This is a genomic window from Nonomuraea sp. NPDC003214, from assembly GCF_053590035.1.
In genome coordinates, this window is record NZ_JBSFSX010000009.1 from 210572 (window position 1) to 228340 (window position 17769).

The 17769-nt window shown below is 71.0% G+C and carries 16 protein-coding genes; 10 read left to right on the top strand and 6 right to left on the bottom strand.

The genetic code is table 11. The annotated features are described in order from the left end of the window. The first annotated feature begins 49 nt into the window (after positions 1-49). The 3 genes from ACWDXC_RS28905 to ACWDXC_RS28915 all read left to right on the top strand — a co-directional run bounded on the left by ACWDXC_RS28905 (position 50) and on the right by ACWDXC_RS28915 (position 2057). Positions 50-1351, top strand: coding sequence for an AAA family ATPase (locus ACWDXC_RS28905; protein WP_449986847.1), 1302 nt, complete (start codon positions 50-52; stop codon positions 1349-1351). Next, complete coding sequence (locus ACWDXC_RS28910) at positions 1348-1590, top strand: hypothetical protein (protein ID WP_449986849.1); 243 nt, start codon at positions 1348-1350, stop codon at positions 1588-1590. The genes ACWDXC_RS28905 and ACWDXC_RS28910 overlap by 4 nt, the downstream gene beginning before the upstream one ends. Before the next feature lie 83 nt (positions 1591-1673). Further along, on the top strand, positions 1674-2057 hold the full coding sequence (locus ACWDXC_RS28915) for a hypothetical protein (protein ID WP_449986850.1): 384 nt from the start codon (positions 1674-1676) through the stop codon (positions 2055-2057). Here ACWDXC_RS28915 and ACWDXC_RS28920 read toward each other — a convergent pair. Continuing rightward, positions 2037-3077, bottom strand: coding sequence for a LacI family DNA-binding transcriptional regulator (locus ACWDXC_RS28920; protein ID WP_449986852.1), 1041 nt, complete (start codon positions 3075-3077; stop codon positions 2037-2039). The two genes, ACWDXC_RS28915 and ACWDXC_RS28920, sit on opposite strands and share 21 nt — an antisense overlap. A 322-nt stretch (positions 3078-3399) precedes the next feature. On the opposite strand from ACWDXC_RS28920, the gene ACWDXC_RS28925 reads away from it, so the two are divergent. From ACWDXC_RS28925 to ACWDXC_RS28950, 6 genes are all read left to right on the top strand, one after another. Continuing rightward, positions 3400-5157, top strand: a complete 1758-nt coding sequence (locus ACWDXC_RS28925; RefSeq protein WP_449986854.1) for an ABC transporter substrate-binding protein — start codon at positions 3400-3402, stop codon at positions 5155-5157. Positions 5158-5219: 62 nt separating this feature from the next. Continuing rightward, positions 5220-6212, top strand: a complete 993-nt coding sequence (locus ACWDXC_RS28930; protein WP_449986856.1) for an ABC transporter permease — start codon at positions 5220-5222, stop codon at positions 6210-6212. Beyond that, on the top strand, positions 6209-7093 hold the full coding sequence (locus tag ACWDXC_RS28935) for an ABC transporter permease (RefSeq protein ID WP_449986858.1): 885 nt from the start codon (positions 6209-6211) through the stop codon (positions 7091-7093). Before ACWDXC_RS28930 ends, ACWDXC_RS28935 begins: the two co-directional genes overlap by 4 nt. Continuing rightward, complete coding sequence (locus ACWDXC_RS28940) at positions 7090-8031, top strand: ABC transporter ATP-binding protein (protein ID WP_449986860.1); 942 nt, start codon at positions 7090-7092, stop codon at positions 8029-8031. Before ACWDXC_RS28935 ends, ACWDXC_RS28940 begins: the two co-directional genes overlap by 4 nt. Next, positions 8031-8906 carry an ATP-binding cassette domain-containing protein gene (locus ACWDXC_RS28945; RefSeq protein ID WP_364171389.1) on the top strand — a complete coding sequence of 292 codons (876 nt, stop codon included), beginning with the start codon at positions 8031-8033 and terminating at the stop codon, positions 8904-8906. Before ACWDXC_RS28940 ends, ACWDXC_RS28945 begins: the two co-directional genes overlap by 1 nt. 10 nt (positions 8907-8916) lie before the next feature. Continuing rightward, positions 8917-11289 carry a glycoside hydrolase family 2 protein gene (locus tag ACWDXC_RS28950; protein ID WP_449986862.1) on the top strand — a complete coding sequence of 791 codons (2373 nt, stop codon included), beginning with the start codon at positions 8917-8919 and terminating at the stop codon, positions 11287-11289. On the opposite strand, the gene ACWDXC_RS28955 is transcribed toward ACWDXC_RS28950, so the two are convergent. The 4 genes from ACWDXC_RS28955 to ACWDXC_RS28970 all read right to left on the bottom strand — a co-directional run bounded on the left by ACWDXC_RS28955 (position 11254) and on the right by ACWDXC_RS28970 (position 15145). Then, positions 11254-11730: a Clp protease N-terminal domain-containing protein gene (locus tag ACWDXC_RS28955; protein WP_449986864.1), complete on the bottom strand. Its 477-nt coding sequence runs from the start codon at positions 11728-11730 to the stop codon at positions 11254-11256. The two genes, ACWDXC_RS28950 and ACWDXC_RS28955, sit on opposite strands and share 36 nt — an antisense overlap. A gap of 63 nt (positions 11731-11793) precedes the next feature. Beyond that, entirely contained in the window at positions 11794-13212 is a 1419-nt protein-coding gene (locus tag ACWDXC_RS28960) for a pyridoxal phosphate-dependent decarboxylase family protein (RefSeq protein WP_449986866.1), read from the bottom strand. Continuing rightward, positions 13209-14531 carry an MFS transporter gene (locus ACWDXC_RS28965; RefSeq protein ID WP_449986868.1) on the bottom strand — a complete coding sequence of 441 codons (1323 nt, stop codon included), beginning with the start codon at positions 14529-14531 and terminating at the stop codon, positions 13209-13211. Before ACWDXC_RS28965 ends, ACWDXC_RS28960 begins: the two co-directional genes overlap by 4 nt. Next, the gene (locus ACWDXC_RS28970; RefSeq protein ID WP_375074281.1) at positions 14528-15145 is read right to left on the bottom strand and encodes a TetR/AcrR family transcriptional regulator; all 618 of its coding nucleotides are present in this window, start codon (positions 15143-15145) and stop codon (positions 14528-14530) included. Before ACWDXC_RS28970 ends, ACWDXC_RS28965 begins: the two co-directional genes overlap by 4 nt. Positions 15146-15235: 90 nt before the next feature. Here ACWDXC_RS28970 and ACWDXC_RS28975 point away from each other — a divergent pair, with 90 nt between their 5' ends. Beyond that, positions 15236-16267 carry a LacI family DNA-binding transcriptional regulator gene (locus ACWDXC_RS28975; RefSeq protein WP_357583225.1) on the top strand — a complete coding sequence of 344 codons (1032 nt, stop codon included), beginning with the start codon at positions 15236-15238 and terminating at the stop codon, positions 16265-16267. Here ACWDXC_RS28975 and arfA read toward each other — a convergent pair. Further along, positions 16264-17754, bottom strand: a complete 1491-nt coding sequence (gene arfA / locus ACWDXC_RS28980; RefSeq protein ID WP_449986870.1) for an arabinosylfuranosidase ArfA — start codon at positions 17752-17754, stop codon at positions 16264-16266. The two genes, ACWDXC_RS28975 and arfA, sit on opposite strands and share 4 nt — an antisense overlap. Positions 17755-17769 lie beyond the last annotated feature (15 nt).

Here is a 17769-nt window from a genome sequence, read left to right on the forward strand (position 1 = left end):
GTCGTAGAGTTGCACCGCCGGTCTGGAGGGTCCTGGAAGGAGGCGCACCATGTACATATCGCGGCTTGTCATCCAGGGGCTTCGCGGTTTCTCCGGTCCCAGGCAGGTGGACCTCGACTTCAGTCGTCCGGACGGCTCCTACGCGGGCTGGACGGTTCTCGCCGGACGGAACGGATCGGGCAAGACGACGATCCTGCAGGCGATAGCGCTGGGAGTCATCGGCCAGTACTTCGTCCGCGATTGGGAGGGCTGGCGAGGCGCGCCCGAGGGTGAGCAGGGGTTCCTACGTGTCACGGTGGTGCAGGACTCGGAGTTCGACGGAGGGCTGGACTTCGGTCCGCAGGACTTCGAACTGCGCTGGAACGACTCCGACGGCTCCCACCTGACTCCGCAGTGGGCCATGACCTCAGGCCGGGCCAAGGGCGCCAGACGCTTGCGATTCGCCCCTGGAGAAGGAGGGTTCTTCGCGGGCTACGGGCCCTTCCGCCGGTTGTCCGCAGCCGCGCTGGGGCGTGGCGAGTCGCCGCGGGCAGCCATGTACGCGGGGTTGCGGACGCTCTTCGACGAGGACGTGAGTCTCGTGGAGGGCGTCAGCTGGCTGGTCGAGCAGCATCTCTACCAGCTGGAGGGGCGTCCGGGCGCCGCCGAGCTGCTGGAGGCGGTGCTTTCCTTGCTGGCCGACGGCATGCTTCCCGACGGCCACACGGTGGTGCGCGTCGATTCCGACGGGTTGTGGGTGCGGCAGGATGACGGCACGGAGATGCCGCTGCGCCGGATGAGCGAGGGGTACAAGGCGGTGACGGCCCTCGTGCTCGACATCATCCGCCAGATGCATCTCGCCTATGGCAGGGTGCGCGTCAGCTATGCCGGCGAGACGCCGACGCTGGCGTATCCGGGTGTCGTTCTCGTGGACGAGGTCGAGAACCATCTGCACGTCAGCTGGCAGAAGAAGATCGGTGAATGGCTGACGGACCACTTTCCGCTCGTCCAGTTCATCGTGACCACGCACAGCCCGTACATCTGTCAGACCGCCGCCGCCAACGGGCTGGTTTCCCTTCCCGGACCTCATGAGCCCAGGGCGGCACACGTCGTCGACCGGGATCTTCATGAGCGCGTCGTCTTCGGAAGCGGTGACGATGCCATTCTGACCGAGCTGTTCGGTGTCGACAGTCCTTATTCGAGGAGGGCTGAGGACGTGCGGCGCATTCTCGGGGACCTCGAGGACAAAGTCCTGGAGGGCTCGGCGTCCACGGCCGAGATCGAAGAATATCGAAAGCTCAGCAAAATGCTGGAGAGCTCACTCTCGGCCCGGGTGGACGAGGTCTCCTCCCGTCTGGGGAGGCGGGATTGATCCGGATCTCCCGCCCTGATCTGGGCCCTGAGCTGTCGCTGCGGCTGCGCACGCGCACGGACCGGCTGAAAGTGGCGGATGCGGATCACCGTGCTGCCCGCAGGGAGTGGTCCGGCGCCGCCCTTGAGAAAGAAGGCGTCAGGCTGACGCTGCGTCAGATGTCGGCGGCGGTCGAGCGCTGTATGTACTGCGGTGACAGTCGAGGCACGGACATCGATCATTTCGAGCCGATCAGGTAGCGCCGCTCCGCACGTTCGAATGGCTGAACCATTTACTCGCATGCTCCTCGTGCAACAGCAATGCGAAAAGGGACCGGTTTCCTGTGGACGAGTCCGGGGTCTGCCTGCTCGTCGACCCGACACGCGATGATCCGCTGGACCATCTCCGGTTGATCCTTTCGACCGGCACCTATCGCGGCAACACGCCCAGAGGCCGCGCGACCATCGAGGTGTTCCAGCTCAATCGGGCTGACCTGCGAAGAGGGCGTGAGGTCGCGTTCCCGAGGTGTCAGGCCATGCTGCGCGAATACCTGCGCCTGCGCAACGCGGGTGAGTCCCGCGATGCCGCCATCATGCTGCACGCGTTGCGCGAGCAGCCGTTTCTCGACGTGCTCCACGCCATGTACCGGACGATGCCGACCCCGGGCGCCGACATCGTGCTGGGTGGCCCGGACGTCCTGGAGGCTCTACGCCTGTCGCTCCGGTGAAGAGGCGGGGCGGGGTGGGGCGGTGCTGCCTCGGGGGACGAGGCGGGCGGATTCGTCCTGGATGCCGGTGACCTCCTCGCCGGCGATGAGGGCGAGCAGGGCGCGGGCGGCGTGGGCGCCGTAGGCGGGGATGTCGCGGGTCAGGGCGCTGAGGGCGGGGCGGACGACCTGGGAGAGCGGCGAGTCGTCCCAGGCGACGATCGACAGGTCGCCGGGGACGTCGAGGCGCATCTCGTGAGCGGCCGACATGCCTGCCACGGCCATGATGTCGTTGTCGTAGACGACGGCCGTGGGCCGGGTGGCGGCGCTGACGAGGCGGCGGGTGGCGCGGGCGCCCTCCTCGCCGGTGTAGTCGGTGTGCATGATGGCGGGCCGGTCGAGGCCCAGGTCGTCGCAGGCTGCGGTGAATGCCTGGTCGCGCAGCACGGTGTGGACGAGCTCGGGCAGGCCGGCGACGCGGGCGATGCGGCGGTGGCCGAGTGCCGCCAAATATTCGACGGTCTCCCGGATGGCGACGGCGTCGTCGGACCAGACGGGGGTCAGGGCGCCGGCCTCCGACGGGTGGCCGATGACGACGGCGGGCAGGCCGAGCTCCTTGAGCGCGGTGACGCGGGCGTCGGAGAAGCGCAGGTCGACGAGGATGGCGCCGTCGACGCGGCCTTCGCCCCACCAGCGGCGGTAGATGTCCGTCTCCTGGTCGGGTGAGGCGGCGACCTGGAGCATCAGCGCGTAGGAGTGGCTGGCCAGCTCGCTCTCGATGCCGCTGATCAGCTCCATGAAGAACGGCTCGACGCCGAGGATGCGGGCGGGGCGGCACACGGTGAGGCCGACGGAGCGGGCGCGGGCGCCGTTGAGCGCGCGGGCGGCGGAGTTGGGGCGCCAGCCGATCTCCTCGGCGATGGCCTTGATGGCGGCGCGTTTGGCGGGGGAGACGCCGGGGCGGTCGTTGAGGGCGTAGGAGACGGCCACTTTGGAGACGCCCGCTCGCCGGGCGATGTCGGCGATCGTCGGTCGCTTCACCGAGCCTCCACTTGTGAACCGGTTAGTCAGTGCACCCGAACTTTACTACCGCCCTCCCCAACCGCACTTCGGCGGCCCCATCGTCTCAAACGCATCACGACTCTTGACGCCGTCGTCACGCCGTATTGACCGTCTCGGTACTTCACCGGTTCAGCGACAGCGCTCGGCACGGCCGGTTGCGGGAGCGCTCCCAAGGAGCTCCTGCGCAGGTCAGCGGGCTTTCGCCGGGCCGAGGAAGCGGCGGCGTCACACGTCCCGGGCCGCCGATCTCGGGGTTGGACAGGACGGTCGACCTCCGCTTCGGTGGGGGAAGGAGAAACAGATGCAGACCCGGGCGCGGATCCTGATACCGCTCCTCGCGGCTGGCCTGACGGCCACCGCCTGTACGGGCGGCGGCGCCACACCGGCGGCCACCCAGAACACCCAAGCCGCCCCCGCCGCCACCGGCCAGGGCGCCACGGGCGAGCTGCCGCGCAACGAGACCCTCTACACCACCGGCACCCAGTGGGGCCCGCCGGCCAACTTCAACCCGATCCGCGAATGGGACTCCGCCACCGGCACCAAGGGCCTGGTCTACGAGAGCCTGTTCCACTACGACCCGAACGCGGCCAAGCTCACCCCGTGGATCGCCGAGAGCGGAAGCTGGGTGGACGACACCACGTACGAGGCCAAGATCCGCACCGGGGTCACCTGGTCCGACGGGAAGCCGCTGACGGCCAAGGACGTGGCGTTCTCCTACAGCCTCGGCAAGATGGAGACGATCCCGTACCACAACATCTGGGACTGGCTGAAGAGCGTCGAGGCGGTCGACGACCAGACCGTGCGCTTCACGTTCTCCCAGGCCAACTACCAGGAATGGGACTTCAACCTCTACAGCCGCGTCATCGTGCCGGAGCACGTCTGGAAGGACCGCTCCGAGGAGGACGTGCTCAACGGCGTCAACGAGAACCCGGTGGGCAGCGGCGCATACAAGTATCAGAGCCACGACCAGGACCGCGTGGTGTGGGTCAAGCGCGACGACTGGTGGGGCAAGACGGCGCTCGGCATGGAGCCCAAGCCCCGGTACATCGTCGACGTCGCCACCCCCAGCAACGAGGTGGCCATGGGCATGCTCCTGCAGAAGGGCATGGACATGAGCAACAACTTCCTGCCCGGCGTCGCCAACCTGGTCAAGGGCAACTTCGGCATCACGACGTTCTACAACGAGCCGCCGTACATGCTGTCGGCCAACACCGCCTGGCTGGTGCCCAACACCACGAAGAAGCCGATGGACGACCCGGCCTTCCGCAAGGCGCTGGCCGCGTCCGTGGACGTCAAGAAGATCGTCGAGGGCGTCTACGGCAACCTGGTCAAGGCGGCCAGCCCGACCGGCCTGCTGCCGCAGTGGGACCAGTTCGTCGACCAGGGCGTGGTGGCTTCCGACGGGTTCACCTTCGACACCGCCGCCGCCAAGAAGGCGCTGGCCGACGCCGGCTACAAGGACACCGACGGCGACGGGCTGGTGGAGAACAAGGACGGCTCCAAGATCAGCCTGACCATCGAGGTGCCCGCCGGCTGGACCGACTGGATGGAGGCGGCCCGCGTCATCTCCAGCAGCGCCAAGGCGGCCGGGATCGACGTCAACCCCGAGTTCCCCGACTTCAACGCGCTCGTGCAGAAGCGCGGCGAGGGCAAGTTCGACCTGGTGGTCAACAACGAGCGGCAGCTCTCCAGCAGCCCGTGGACCTACTACGACTACATCTTCCAGCTCCCGATCAGGAAGCAGCAGAACACCGTCAACTTCGGGCGGTACGAGAACAAGAAGGCCTGGGACCTCGTCCAGCAGCTCGACCGGGTCAAGACCGACGACATCGAGGGCATGAAGAAGGTCATTTCCGAGATCCAGAAGATCCACCTCCAGGAGATGCCGATCATCCCGCTCTGGTACAACGGCCTGTGGTCCCAGTCCAGCACCAGCGTGTGGAAGAACTGGCCGTCGTCGGCCGCCGGGACGCCCAAGTCGGCTCCCGTGATGTGGCGCAACTGGCTTGAGCTGGGCGGGTTCGAGACGCTCACGCAGCTCCAGCCGGCGGCCGGCTGACCGGATGACGGGTGCCCCCTCCGCCCGCCCCCGGGCGGAGGGGGCCGCTTGGGAGACCTCACGTGCGCCAATACTTCGGCAGGAAACTGCTCATCTACGGGCTGACCTTCGTGGTCGCCGTCACCGTCAACTGGATGATCCCGCGCTTCATGCCCGGCGACCCCGTCGCGAGCATGCTGGCCAGGGCCCGCGTGTCGCAGCCGGCGGCCGTCGAGGCGATGCGGGCCTACTACACGAACCTGTTCGGCTTCGACCAGCCGATCTGGCAGCAGTACCTGAACTTCTGGGGCGCCCTGTTCCGGGGTGACTTCGGCATCAGCATCTGGGTGTTCCCGACCCCGGTGACCGACGTCATCCTCGGCGCGGTCCCGTACACGCTGGGGTTGATGATCCCGGCGGTGCTGCTCAGCTACTGGATCGGCAACCGGCTGGGCGCGTTCGCGGCGCGGCGCAAGCTGCTGGACAACACGGTCCTGCCGGTCGGCTACGTCCTGACGGCGATGCCGTACATGTGGCTGGCCGTGATCCTGGCGTGGGGGCTGGGCGTGACGGCGGGCTGGTTCCCGGTGGCCGGCGGCTACAGCTTCGCGCTGCAGCCGAGCTGGAGCTGGGCCTTCCTGGTCAACCTGCTGCACCACTGGACGCTGCCGTTCCTGTCGCTGTTCATCGTGGCGCTGGGCGGCTGGGCGATCGGCATGCGCAACATGATCATCTACGAGCTGGAGTCGGACTACTCCAACTACCTGGCGGCGCTCGGCGCGCCGACCCGGCTGATCCGGCGCTACGCCTTCAGGAACGCGATCCTGCCCCAGATCACCGGCCTGGCGTTGCAGCTCGGCGTGCTCGTCGCGGGGGCGCTGGTGACCGAGATCGTGTTCTCCTACCCGGGGCTCGGCAGCCTGATCCTCAAGGCCATCCAGAACCAGGACTTCTTCCTGCTCCAGGGCACGTTCATGTTCATCGTGATCGGGGTGCTGCTGGCCAACTTCATCATCGACATCGTGTACGTGATCGTCGATCCCCGGACACGAGCGGGAATGGCGGGTGCCGCATGACCACGACCACCACCCTGCCCGCGGAAGAGCGGGTGGTGCGCCGCGAGGCGCTGTACTTCGCGGTGCGCAACACCAAGCTGCTCATCGGCTTCGGCATCGTGCTCGTGCTGCTGCTCGTCGGGCTGCTCGGGCCGCTGCTGCTCGGCTCGGCCCCGCCCAACGAGTACGTGGCCGGGCCCATGCTGCCGCCCTCGGCCGAGCACTGGTTCGGCACGACGACGTTCGGCCAGGACGTGTTCACCCAGTTCGTGCACGGGCTGCGCACGACGTTCCTGGCCGGGGCGATGGGCGGCGGGATCGCGGCGGTGATCGCGATGGCGATCGGGTTCGTCGCGGGCTACCGGGGCGGCCTGGTCGACGAGGTGCTCACCATGCTGACGAACGTCGTGCTGGTCATCCCGACGCTGGCCGTGCTGCTCATCATCAACGCCTACCTGGGCATCAGGAGCGTCGGCCTCCAGGCGCTGTTCATCGGCCTGACCTCGTGGCCGTGGGCGGCGCGGGCGATCCGGGCGCAGACGTTCTCGCTGCGCAGCCGCGAGTTCGTGGACCTGGCCAGGCTGAGCGGCGTGAGCACCCGCAGGATCATCATGCGGGAGATCGCGCCCAACATGAGCTCGTACCTGTTCATGACCTTCATCCTGCTGTTCGGCGGCTCCATCCTGATCGCCGCCTCGCTCGACTTCATCGGCCTCGGGCCGACCGAGGGCGTCTCGCTCGGCCTGATGCTGCAGAACGCGACCCAGTGGAGCGCGCTCCAGCTCGGCCTGTGGTGGTGGTTCGTCCCGCCGGGCGCGGCCATCACCGCCGTCGTGGGCGCCCTGTACGTGGCCAACGTGGGCCTCGACGAGGTCTTCAACCCGAAGCTGAGGGAGACATGAGTCTGCGGGTCAACGATCTGAGGGTGCACTACCGCACGCTCAGGGGTGAGGTGAAGGCGCTCGACGGGGTCTCCTTCGGCATGGCGGACGGCGAGATCCTGGGCCTGGCGGGCGAGTCCGGCTGCGGCAAGACGACGCTGGGCAAAAGCCTGATCCGGATGGACGGCCGGATGCGCCACGCGGGCGGCACGGTCGAGCTCGACGGCCGCGAGCTGCCCATCGGCGACGACAGGGCGATGGTCGCCTTCCGCTTCCACGAGGTGTCGCTCATCCCGCAGTACTCGATGAGCGCCATGAACCCGACCCGCAGGATCGGCAGGATGGTCGGCGAGCTGCTGCGCTCGCGCGGGGTCACGCTCGACGTCAAGGAGCTGGAGAGCCGCCTCGACCTGGTGGGCCTGCCGCGCGACGTGCTCGACCGCTATCCGATCGAGCTGTCCGGCGGCATGAAGCAGCGCATGGTGATGGTCATCTCCACGCTGCTCGACCCGTCGCTGCTGATCGCCGACGAGATCACCTCGGCGCTGGACGTGTCGACGCAGCAGGCGGTGGCCAAGGCGCTGCTCGGCTTCCGGGAGAGCGGCTACGTCAAGAGCATGATCTTCATCACCCACGACCTGGCGCTGACCTCGCACATCGCCGACACGATCATGGTGATGTACGCCGGCCGGCTGGCCGAGAAGGCGCCCTCCGACCGGCTCACCAAGGCCCCGCGGCACCCGTACACCCGGCTGCTGATCAACTCGCTGCCGGAGATCGGCGTGCGCCACCAGGACCGCAAGCTGACCGGCATCCCGGGCAGCCCGCCGTCGCTGCTCGACCCGCCCCAGGGCTGCCGGTTCCGCGACCGGTGCCCGATGGCGGGCAAGGAGTGCGCCGAGGACCCGCCGCCGGTCGAGATCGAGCCCAACCACTTCGTCGCGTGCTGGAAGGCCTGATGCTGAAAGTCGACAACGTCACGAAGGTGTACAAGGTCGGCACCTTCGGCGGCAGGACCATGACGGCCGTGGACGCGGTGAGCTTCGACGTGCGGCCCGGCGAGGTCGTCTCGCTCATCGGCGAGAGCGGCAGCGGCAAGAGCACGCTCGGCAAGATGATCCTCGGCCTCGTCCCCATCACCAGCGGCTCCATCACCGTGGACGGCGTCGCGGTCCGGCCGGGCAAGGAGTACTACCGGTCCGTCCAGGGCGTCTTCCAGGACCCGTTCAGCTGCTACAACCCCGTCTTCAAGGCCGACCGGGTGTTCCGGCTCATCAAGGAGAGCTACTACCCGGCCGTCCCCGAGGCCGAATGGGCCGAACGGGTCCGCTCGGCCGTCCGCGACGTGCGGCTCAACCCGGACGAGGTGCTGGGCAAGTTCCCCCACCAGCTCAGCGGCGGCCAGTTGCAGCGGCTGCTCATCGCGCGGGCGCTGCTGCTCGACCTCAAGCTGCTGATCGCCGACGAGATCACCAGCATGCTCGACGCCTCCACCCGCATCGACGTGCTCAACCTGCTGGCCGAGCTCAAGGGCCGGGGTCTCGGCGTGCTGTACGTGACGCACGACCTGTCGCTCGGGCACTACCTGGCCGAGCGTACCGTCGTGCTGCGGCGCGGCACGGTGGTGGAGATGGGCGTGACGGCGAAGGTGTTCGACGACCCGTTGCACCCCTACACCAGGCAACTCCTGTCGGCCGTCCCCCGGCTGCACGCGCCCTGGGAGGAGGCCGCGCCGGTCACCACCTGCCTCTACCACGAGCGCGGCGCCACCGGCGGGCTGCTGGAGGCCGACCCCGGGCACTTCGTGGCATGTGCCCAGCTCAGCGACTGCTAAGGAGACCTACTTGAGCGCGTACCGACCGTTGCACGACGGCTGGACCCTGTCGGCCATCCCGCGCGACGCCGGACCGACGGACGTGCCCGCGAGCGTGCCCGGCTGCGTGCACACCGACCTGCTGACCGCCGGCCTCATCGACGACCCCTACCTGGACGACAACGAGAACCGGCTGGCCTGGATCGGCGACACCCGCTGGGCGTACACGACGGTCCTCACCTGGCAGGCCGACGAGCACGAGCGCACCGATCTGGTGTGCGACGGCCTCGACACGGTCGCCACGGTCACGCTCAACGGCGTCACCGTGGGCAGCACCGCCAACCAGCACCGCTCCTACCGGTTCCCGGTGCGCCACCTGCTGCGCGAGGGCGCCAACACGCTCACCGTGACGTTCGAGCCGGCCGTCGCCCACGCCGAGGCGCTGCGCGAACGGCTCGGCTTCCGGCCCGGCGCCTACGCGGCCCCGTACCCGTTCGTGCGCAAGATGGCCTGCAACTTCGGCTGGGACTGGGGGCCCGCGCTGGTCACGGCCGGGATCTGGCGGCCGATCGGGCTGGAGAGCTGGAGCGGCGCCCGGCTGGCCGAGGTCCGCCCGCAGGTGCGGCTGGACGGCCCGGCCGGCGTGGTGGACGTGCACGTGCGCGTCGAGCGCGCCACCGAGGCGCCGCTCACGCTCACCGCCGACGTGGCCGGGGTCAGCGCCGAGGTGCCGCTCGCCGCCGGGCAGCGCACCGCCGTCGTCTCCCTGTCCGTGCCGGACCCGCTGCTCTGGTCGCCTCGCGGCTACGGCGAGCCGCACCGGTACGAGCTGACCGTGCGGCTCGGCGGGTCCCGCTGGCAGCGGAAGATCGGCTTCCGGAGCGTCGAGCTGGACCGGGACGCGTTCCGGCTGTCGGTCAACGGGGAGCCGGTGTTCGTCAAGGGCGTCAACTGGATCCCCGACGACTGCTTCCCCAGCCGCGTCACCCGCGAACGCCTGGCCGCCCGGTTCGCCCAGGCCGTGGACGCCGGGGTCAACCTGCTGCGGGTGTGGGGCGGCGGGCTGTACGAGAGCGAGGACTTCTACGACCTGGCCGGCGAGCTGGGGCTGATGGTGTGGCAGGACTTCCCGTTCGCCTGCGCCGCCTACCCGGAGGAGGAGCCGTTCCGCGCCGAGGTGACCGCCGAGGCCCGCGAGCAGGTCACCCGGCTGGCCCCGCACCCCGGCCTGGTGCTGTGGTGCGGCAACAACGAGAACCTGGAAGGGTACGCCGACTGGTCCTGGCAGGAGCCGCTGGAGGGCCGGAGCTGGGGCGGCGGCTTCTACCACGACCTGCTGCCGTCGATCGTCGCCGAGCTGGACCCCACCCGCCCGTACATCCCGGGCAGCCCGTTCTCCGCCGACCCGGGCCGGCACCCGCAGGACCCGTCGAGCGGCACCATCCACATCTGGGACGTGTGGAACCGCGAGGACTACACCCGCTACGCCGCCTACACGCCCCGGTTCGTCGCCGAGTTCGGCTTCCAGGGCCCGCCCGCGTACGCCACGCTGCGCCGCGCCGTCTCCGGCGAGCTGGCCGCCGACGCGCCGCTGGTGCTGCACCACCAGAAGGCCGACGACGGCAACGCCAAGCTGCTGCGCGGACTCGGCGACCACCTGCCCCGGCCCGGCTCGTTCGACGACTGGCACTACCTGACCCAGCTCAACCAGGCCAGGGCCATGACGTTCGGCATCGAGCGGTTCCGCGCGCTCGCGCCGCACTGCATGGGCACGATCGTGTGGCAGCTCAACGACTGCTGGCCGGTCACCTCGTGGGCCGCCGTCGACGGCGACGGCCGCCGCAAGCCCCTCTGGTACGCGCTCCGCCGCGTCTACGCCGACCGGCTGCTCAGCGTGCAGGGGGACGAGGTGGCGGTGGTCAACGGCGGCGGCGTGGCGTGGCGCGGCGAGCTGCTGCTGGTCCGCCGGACCCTCGCCGGCGAACCGCTGGCCAAGGAGTCGGTCCCGGTCGAGGCCGGGCCGCGCTCGGTCGTCCGGGTGCCGCTGCCGCCCGCGTTGTCGGCGCCGGACGACCCGTCGGGCGAGCTGCTCACGGCCTCGCTCGGCGACCGGCGCACCGTGGCGTTCTTCGCCGAGGACCCGGCCGTGGCGTTCCCCCCGGCGGCCTACGACGCGAGCGCCGAGCCGGTGGACGGCGGCTACCGGGTCACGGTCACCGCCCGCACGGTCCTGCGCGACCTGGCGCTCTTCCCCGACCGCCTCGACCCGGCGGCCTCGGTGGACGACCTGCTCGTCACCCTCCTGCCGGGCGAGACGGCGACCTTCCACGTGACGTCGGGCGAATCGCTGGACCCGGACGCCCTGACCTCACCCCCGGTCCTGCGCTGCGTCAACGACCGCTGAACCGAGCGTCCGCTGGACGAACTCGTCCACGGCGCGCTCGACCCGGCCGAGGTCGACGCCGAGCTTGACCAGCACCTGGGCGCCCGGGCTCGCACCGTCGCGGACGAGGCCGAGCAGGAGGTGCTCGGTGCCGACGTAGTCGAGGCCGCGCCGCACGGCCTCCTCGTGCGCCGCCTTGAGCGCCTGCTCGGCCGGCGGGGTGAACGGCAGGTAGCCCTGCGCGGGCTGCCCGTCCCGGCCCCTGCTCTCCGCGACCTGGGAGCGCAGCCCCTCAAGGGTGAGGCCCAGGCTCTTGAGGACATGGGCGCCCAGGCCCTCGTTCTCATGGATCAGGCCGAGCAGGAGGTGCTCGCCGCCGATGGAGTTGTGGCTGAGCATCCTGGCCTCTTCCTGGGCCAGGATGAGGACGCGCCGCGCCCGTCCGGTGAACTTCTCGAACATGCCGCCACTCCTCGCAGGTGGATCAGGTTCTCGTCGCTGAGCATGCTAGTGAGCGCGGCGGCGTCAGCCGTAGATCACCGACAGGAAGCGGACCAGGACGGACTCGCGGACGGGGGCCGGGAGGGCGTCCAGGACGGTGTTGACCACGGCCATGCGGGGCTGCCCGGCGCCGGGGCGCAGGTCGACGCCGACGGAGGCGGCCAGTTCGGCGAAGGCGGCGTCGTCCAGGGCGTCCAGGTCGAGGCCGGCGATCAGGTCGACGAGGCCGTCGGGCAGGGTGGCGGGGCCGATGCGCCGGGCGGCGGCGGCCGATTCGGCGATGACCTCCAGCATGGCGTCCACCCCGGCGAGCGTCACGCCGGTGACCGTGATGTGCAGGTTCGCCGGGATGCCCGCGTAGGAGAGCTGTGGTTGCAGGAACCAGCCGCGCGCCCGCGCCTCGTCGGCCAGGACGAACACGTCCACGTCGTCTCCGGTGAAGGCGATCAGCGTGGACTCCGGCTCGCCGAGCACCCGCAGCCCGTCGATCCCGGCGATCCCCTTGCGCAGCCGGGCGGCGGCCTCCAGCGTGGTCCGGCCGAGCTCCAGGTAGCCGTCACGGCCGAGCGCCTGGAGGGTGGCCCAGGCGCCGCCGAGCGGCCCGGCGGTGCGCGAGCTCTGCACGGTGGCGTTGATGATCGTGTAGCCGGGCCAGGCGGCGGACGCGAAGTAGGCCCGGCGCCGCAGCGCCGGGTCGGCGAACAGCACCACTGACGCCCCCTTCGGCGCGTACCCGAACTTGTGCAGATCGCACGAGATCGACGTCACGCCCGGCACCGACAGGTCGAACGGCGGCACGTCCGCCCCGGCCTCGCGCAGCCACGGCAGCAGCCACCCGCCCACGCAGGCGTCGACGTGGCAGCGCACCCCGGCCGACGCGGCGACGGCGGCGACCTCCTCGACCGGGTCGATCACCCCCTGCGGGTAGGCGGGCGCGGACACGACGACCAGCACGGTGTCCTCGTCGATCGCGTCGGCGACGGCCTGGACGGGCACCTTGTACGTGCCGAGGTCCACGGGCACCGCCCTGACCTCCAGCCCCAGGTAGTGGGCGGCCTTGTGGAAGGCGGGGTGCGCGGTGACGGGCGCCACCAGGTTGGGCCGGGCCCGCCCGGCGGCGTCGCGGGCGGCCTTGACCGCCAGCATGATCGATTCGGTGCCGCCGCTGGTGAAGATGCCGTGGCCGCCGCCGAGCAGGTCGGCGACGGCGCCGACGACCTGCTTCTCCATCTCCACGATGCTCGGGAAGGCGGTCGGGTCGAGGCTGTTGACCTCCAGCATCTCCATGTAGCCGCGGGCCGCCGCCTCGTGCACCTCGGGCCGCCCGGTGTCGTACACGTACGACGTCACCTGGCCGCCGCGCACCGGCAGGTCGTGCTCCCTGAGCGTGGCGAGCTCGGCCAGCAGGTCCTCGGGCGTGCGTCCGGTCGCGGGCAGGTTCACAGGGTCTCCTTGATTCGGGCGAGCCGCCCGTAGCGGGCGATGAACGGCAGGCTGAGCAGCATGAGCACGGCGGGCAGCGCGGTGAAGCCGAGCAGCAGCCCGGTCAGCGCGGCCGGCTCCTGGGCAACGGGCGTCTCGGCGGGAGCGGAGGCGAACCCGGACAGCGTGAGCACGAGAGCGAACAGCCCGGGGCCGAGCGCCAGCCCGGCGGTCTCGCCCGCCGTCCATAGCCCGGTGAACGCGCCCGCCTGCGCGTGTCCCGTACGGGCGCTGTCGGCGTGCACGGTGTCGGGCAGCATGGCGAGCGGCAGGAGCTGCAGCGCGGCGTAGCAGACGCCGGCGACCGCGACGAGCGCCAGCGTGGCGGTGAGCGAGCGGGCCTGGACGGCGGGCACGAGCGCGAGCGCGACCAGTCCGAAGCCGACCGTGGCCACCAGGTAGCAGCGCACCGGGCCGTGCCGCCGGGACAGCCGGGCCCACACCGGCACGGCGGCCGTGCTGGGGGCGACGAGGCAGACGAACAGCACGGTCGTCAGCCCGTAGTCGCCCAGCCGGTAGGAGGCCACGTACGGCGCGCCCGCCAGCATGACGGCCACGCCAAGCGCCTGCGTGACGAACGCGGCGAGCAGCGCGAAGAAGGCGGCGTTGCCGCGCGCCAGCCGGAAGGCGGCCACGACGCCGAGCGGGCGCGGGCCGGGCCGCGAGTCGACCCAGCGGGTGGACAGCGTCGCGGTGACCAGCGCGACCGCCATCACGGCGGCCACGGTGACGCCCATGACCGCGTAGCCGCCCCGGCCGCCGCCGGCCAGGTCGACCACGGCCGGGGCCAGCCCGCCGGCGACGAGGATGCCGACGGTCAGGCAGACCACCCGCCAGGACATGATCCGGGTGCGTTCGGCGGGGGAGGCCGACATCTCGGTGGGCAGCGCCACGTACGGCACCTGGAAGCAGGCGAACGCGGAGGCCGCAAGCAGGAACGCGCCGCCCGCCCACAGCCAGCCGGGCACGTCGCCGGGCACGGCGAACATCAGCGCGAACGTCACCGGCAGCGCCGCCGAGCCCGCCAGCAGCAGCCGGGTCCGCCGCCCGGTGCGCACGGCCTCGCGGTCGCTGCACGCGCCGACGAGCGGGTTGAGCAGCACGTCCCAGATCTTCGGCGTCACCAGCACGGCCCCGGCCACGGCGGCGGGCACGCCGAGCATGTCGGTCAGGTAGTAGAGCAGCAGCAGTCCCGGCACGGCGGAGAAGACGCCGGTGCCGACCGAGCCCGCGCCGTAGCCGAGCAGCCGCCCGCGCCCGAGGCGTCCGGCGGTCGTCACGGCGCCTGGCCCGGCAGGCCGAGCGTGCGGTGCAGCGACAGGTGCAGATGGGCGCGGAAGCGGCGCAGCGCCTCGCGGTCGCCCGCGCCCCGGCGGCGGCCGTCGGCGTCGAGCACGCCGCCCTTGGCGAAGCCGTGGACGCACCAGACCACCGACCACACCGCGTACTCCAGGTCGAGGCCGGGGTCGATGAGCCGCGACTCGACCGAGGGCCGCAGCGCGGCGGCGACGGCGCCGACCAGCGGCAGGACGTAGCGCCGCTCCAGCTCGTTGACGTCGCCGGCGTCGGACAGCCACCGGTGCATCCACAGCGCGGGCACCTCGGGGCGGGCCACGCAGAAGTCGAGGTAGGCGTCGATCAGGCCGTGGATGGCGGCCACCGGGTCGTCGCCGGGCAGCTCGGCCAGCGCCGCCTCCAGCGCCTCGCGTTCGGCCCGGTGGGCGTGCTCCATCACCGCCAGGTAGAGCTCCCGCTTGCCGCCCACGTGGTAGTTGACGGTGGCGATGTTGAGCCCGGCGGCCTCGGCGATCCGCCTGGTGGAGGTGCCCGCGTAGCCGTGCGCCGCGAACAGCTCCGTCGCGACCTTGAGGATCGTCTCCGCTGGGGTGGTCATGGCCCGAACTTATCAATCGATTGATGGAGATAACAGGGCGCTGAAACCGGCCCTGTCCTGTTAGCGTTATCGGCAAGGGGGTGAGCGGCCATGGCCGGGAAGTCCGACGAACGCAGCCCGCGCACCAGGCCGGCGGTGCTGGGGGACGTCGCCGCACTGGCGGGGGTCTCGGCGATGACGGTCTCCCGGGTGCTCAACAAGCCCGACCGGGTGCGCGCCGAGACGCGCGAGCGCGTCCTCGCCGCCGTGCGCGAGCTTGATTACTGGCCCAACTCGGCCGCGCGCCAGCTCGTCACCGGCCGCTCCGGCGTGCTCGGCGTGGTCAGCATCGACACCACCCTGTACGGCCCGGCGTCCACGCTCTACTGCATCGAGCAGACCGCCAGGCTCAGCGGCTACAGCGTGAGCATCGCCAGCCTGAGCCTGCTGAGCCGGCACTCCATCGAGGAGGCCGTGCACCGGCTGCGTTCCCAGTCGGTCGACGGCGTCGTCATTCTCGCCCCGCACGAGTCGGCCGCCGACGGCCTGCGCCACCTGCCGCCCGACCTGCCCGTGGTGGCGGTCGACGCGGGGGAGGACATCCCGGTCCCGGTGGTCACCGTCGACCAGCGGGCCGGCGCCGAGCACGTCACCCGCCACCTGCTCGACCTCGGCCACGAGAGCGTGTGGCACCTGGGCGGGCCGGTCGACTGGCTCGACGCCAACTACCGGATCGACGGCTGGCGGGCGGTGCTGGAGGACCACGACCGGCCGGTGCACGAGCCGCTGCGCGGCGACTGGTCCCCGCGCTCCGGCTACGAGCTGGGCAGGCGGCTGGCCGCCGACCCGGCGGTGACCGCCGTGTTCGTGGGCAACGACCAGATGGCGCTCGGCATGCTGCGCGCCCTGCGCGAGGCCGGCCGCCGGGTGCCCGAGGACGTGAGCGTCGTGGGCTTCGACGACGTGCCCGAGTCGGCCTACTACTCGCCCCCGCTCACCACCGTGCGCCAGGACTTCGGCGAGGTCGGCAGGCACGCCTTCCACCTGCTGCTGGACCGCATGGCGGGCAAGGGCGAAGGGGCGCGGCGGCTGGTCGAGCCGCAGCTCGTGGTCCGCGAGAGCACCGCGCCCCCGCCCCGCTAGGCCAGGTGGATCACGTTCCACGACACCGGCGGCAGCAGCACCCGCATCGGGTCGTGCTCGACGTCCGGGTTGGCGCGGGGGGCGATCCGGTCAGGGTCGTCGGCGGTGTTGCGCGCGTACACGTCGTCGTCGGTCAGCGTGGTCGCGGCCGTGATGCGGGCGCCGCCCAGCGCGCGGGCGTCGATCTCCAGCGAGAGCGGCGCGTCCGTCGAGCGGTTGACCGCGAACACCGTCACGCCCGCGTCGGAGCGGGTGGCCACCGCGTGCAGCAGCGGCACCTCGCCGTACTCGGCGGTCTCGTAGCTCGGTGAGACCGGCTCGACGCGCAGCACGTCGCCGGCCGCGTGCCGCGACGCCTGGGCGAACGGGTGGAAGGTGGTCTGCCGCCAGGCCCGGCCGCCCGGCTCGGTCATGATCGGCGCGATCACGTTGACGAGCTGGGCCAGCGAGGCGGCGGTCACCCGGTCGCTGTTGCGCAGCAGCGTGATCAGCAGCCCGCCGAAGGCCACCGCGTCGGCCAGGTGGTAGTGGTCCTCCAGCAGCGGCGGCGCCACCGGCCAGTCGGCGGGCGGCTCGGCGGCCTGGAAGCGCGACAGGTACCAGATGTTCCACTCGTCGAAGGAGATGTCGATGCGCTTGCGGGACTTGAGCCGGGCCCCGACGTGGTCGGCGGTGGCGACGACCGAGCGGATGAAGTACTCCATGTCGGTCGAGCAGGCCAGGAAGCTGCCCAGGTCGCCGTTCTTCTCCTCGTAGTAGGCGTGGCAGGAGACGTAGTCGACCACGTCGTACGTCTCCTCCAGCACGGTCGCCTCCCACGCGCCGAACGTGGGCATCCCCGAGCCGGAGCTGCCGCAGGCGACGAGCTCCAGGTCGCGGTCCAGCACGCGCATGGCGCGGCCGGTCTCGGCGGCGAGCCTGCCGTACTCGCGGGCGGTCTTGTGCCCGGTCTGCCAGGGGCCGTCCATCTCGTTGCCCAGGCACCACATGCGGATGTCGTGCGGCTCCTTGGCGCCGTTGGCGACGCGCAGGTCCGACAGGGCGGTGCCGGACGGGTGGTTGCAGTATTCGAGCAGGTCGAGCGCCTCGGCGATGCCGCGCGTGCCGAGGTTGACGGCCATCATCGGCTCGACGCCCGCCTTGCGGCACCAGCGCATGAACTCGTCGACGCCGACCTCGTTCGTCTCGGTGCTGTGCCAGGCCAGGTCGAGCCGGCGCGGGCGCCGAGACTTGGGGCCGATGCCGTCCTCCCAGCGGTAGCCGGAGACGAAGTTGCCGCCGGGGTAGCGGACGGTGGTGACGCCCAGCTCGCGGGTCAGGTCGAGGACGTCGCGCCGGAACCCGTCGTCGTCGGCGCCGGGGTGGCCGGGCTCGTAGATGCCCTCGTAGACGCATCGGCCCAGGTGCTCGACGAAGGCGCCGAAGGTGCGGCGGCGCACGGGGGCCACCCGGAACGCGGGGTCGATCGTCAGGTGTGCCGTCTGCACGTGGCTGCTCCTCAA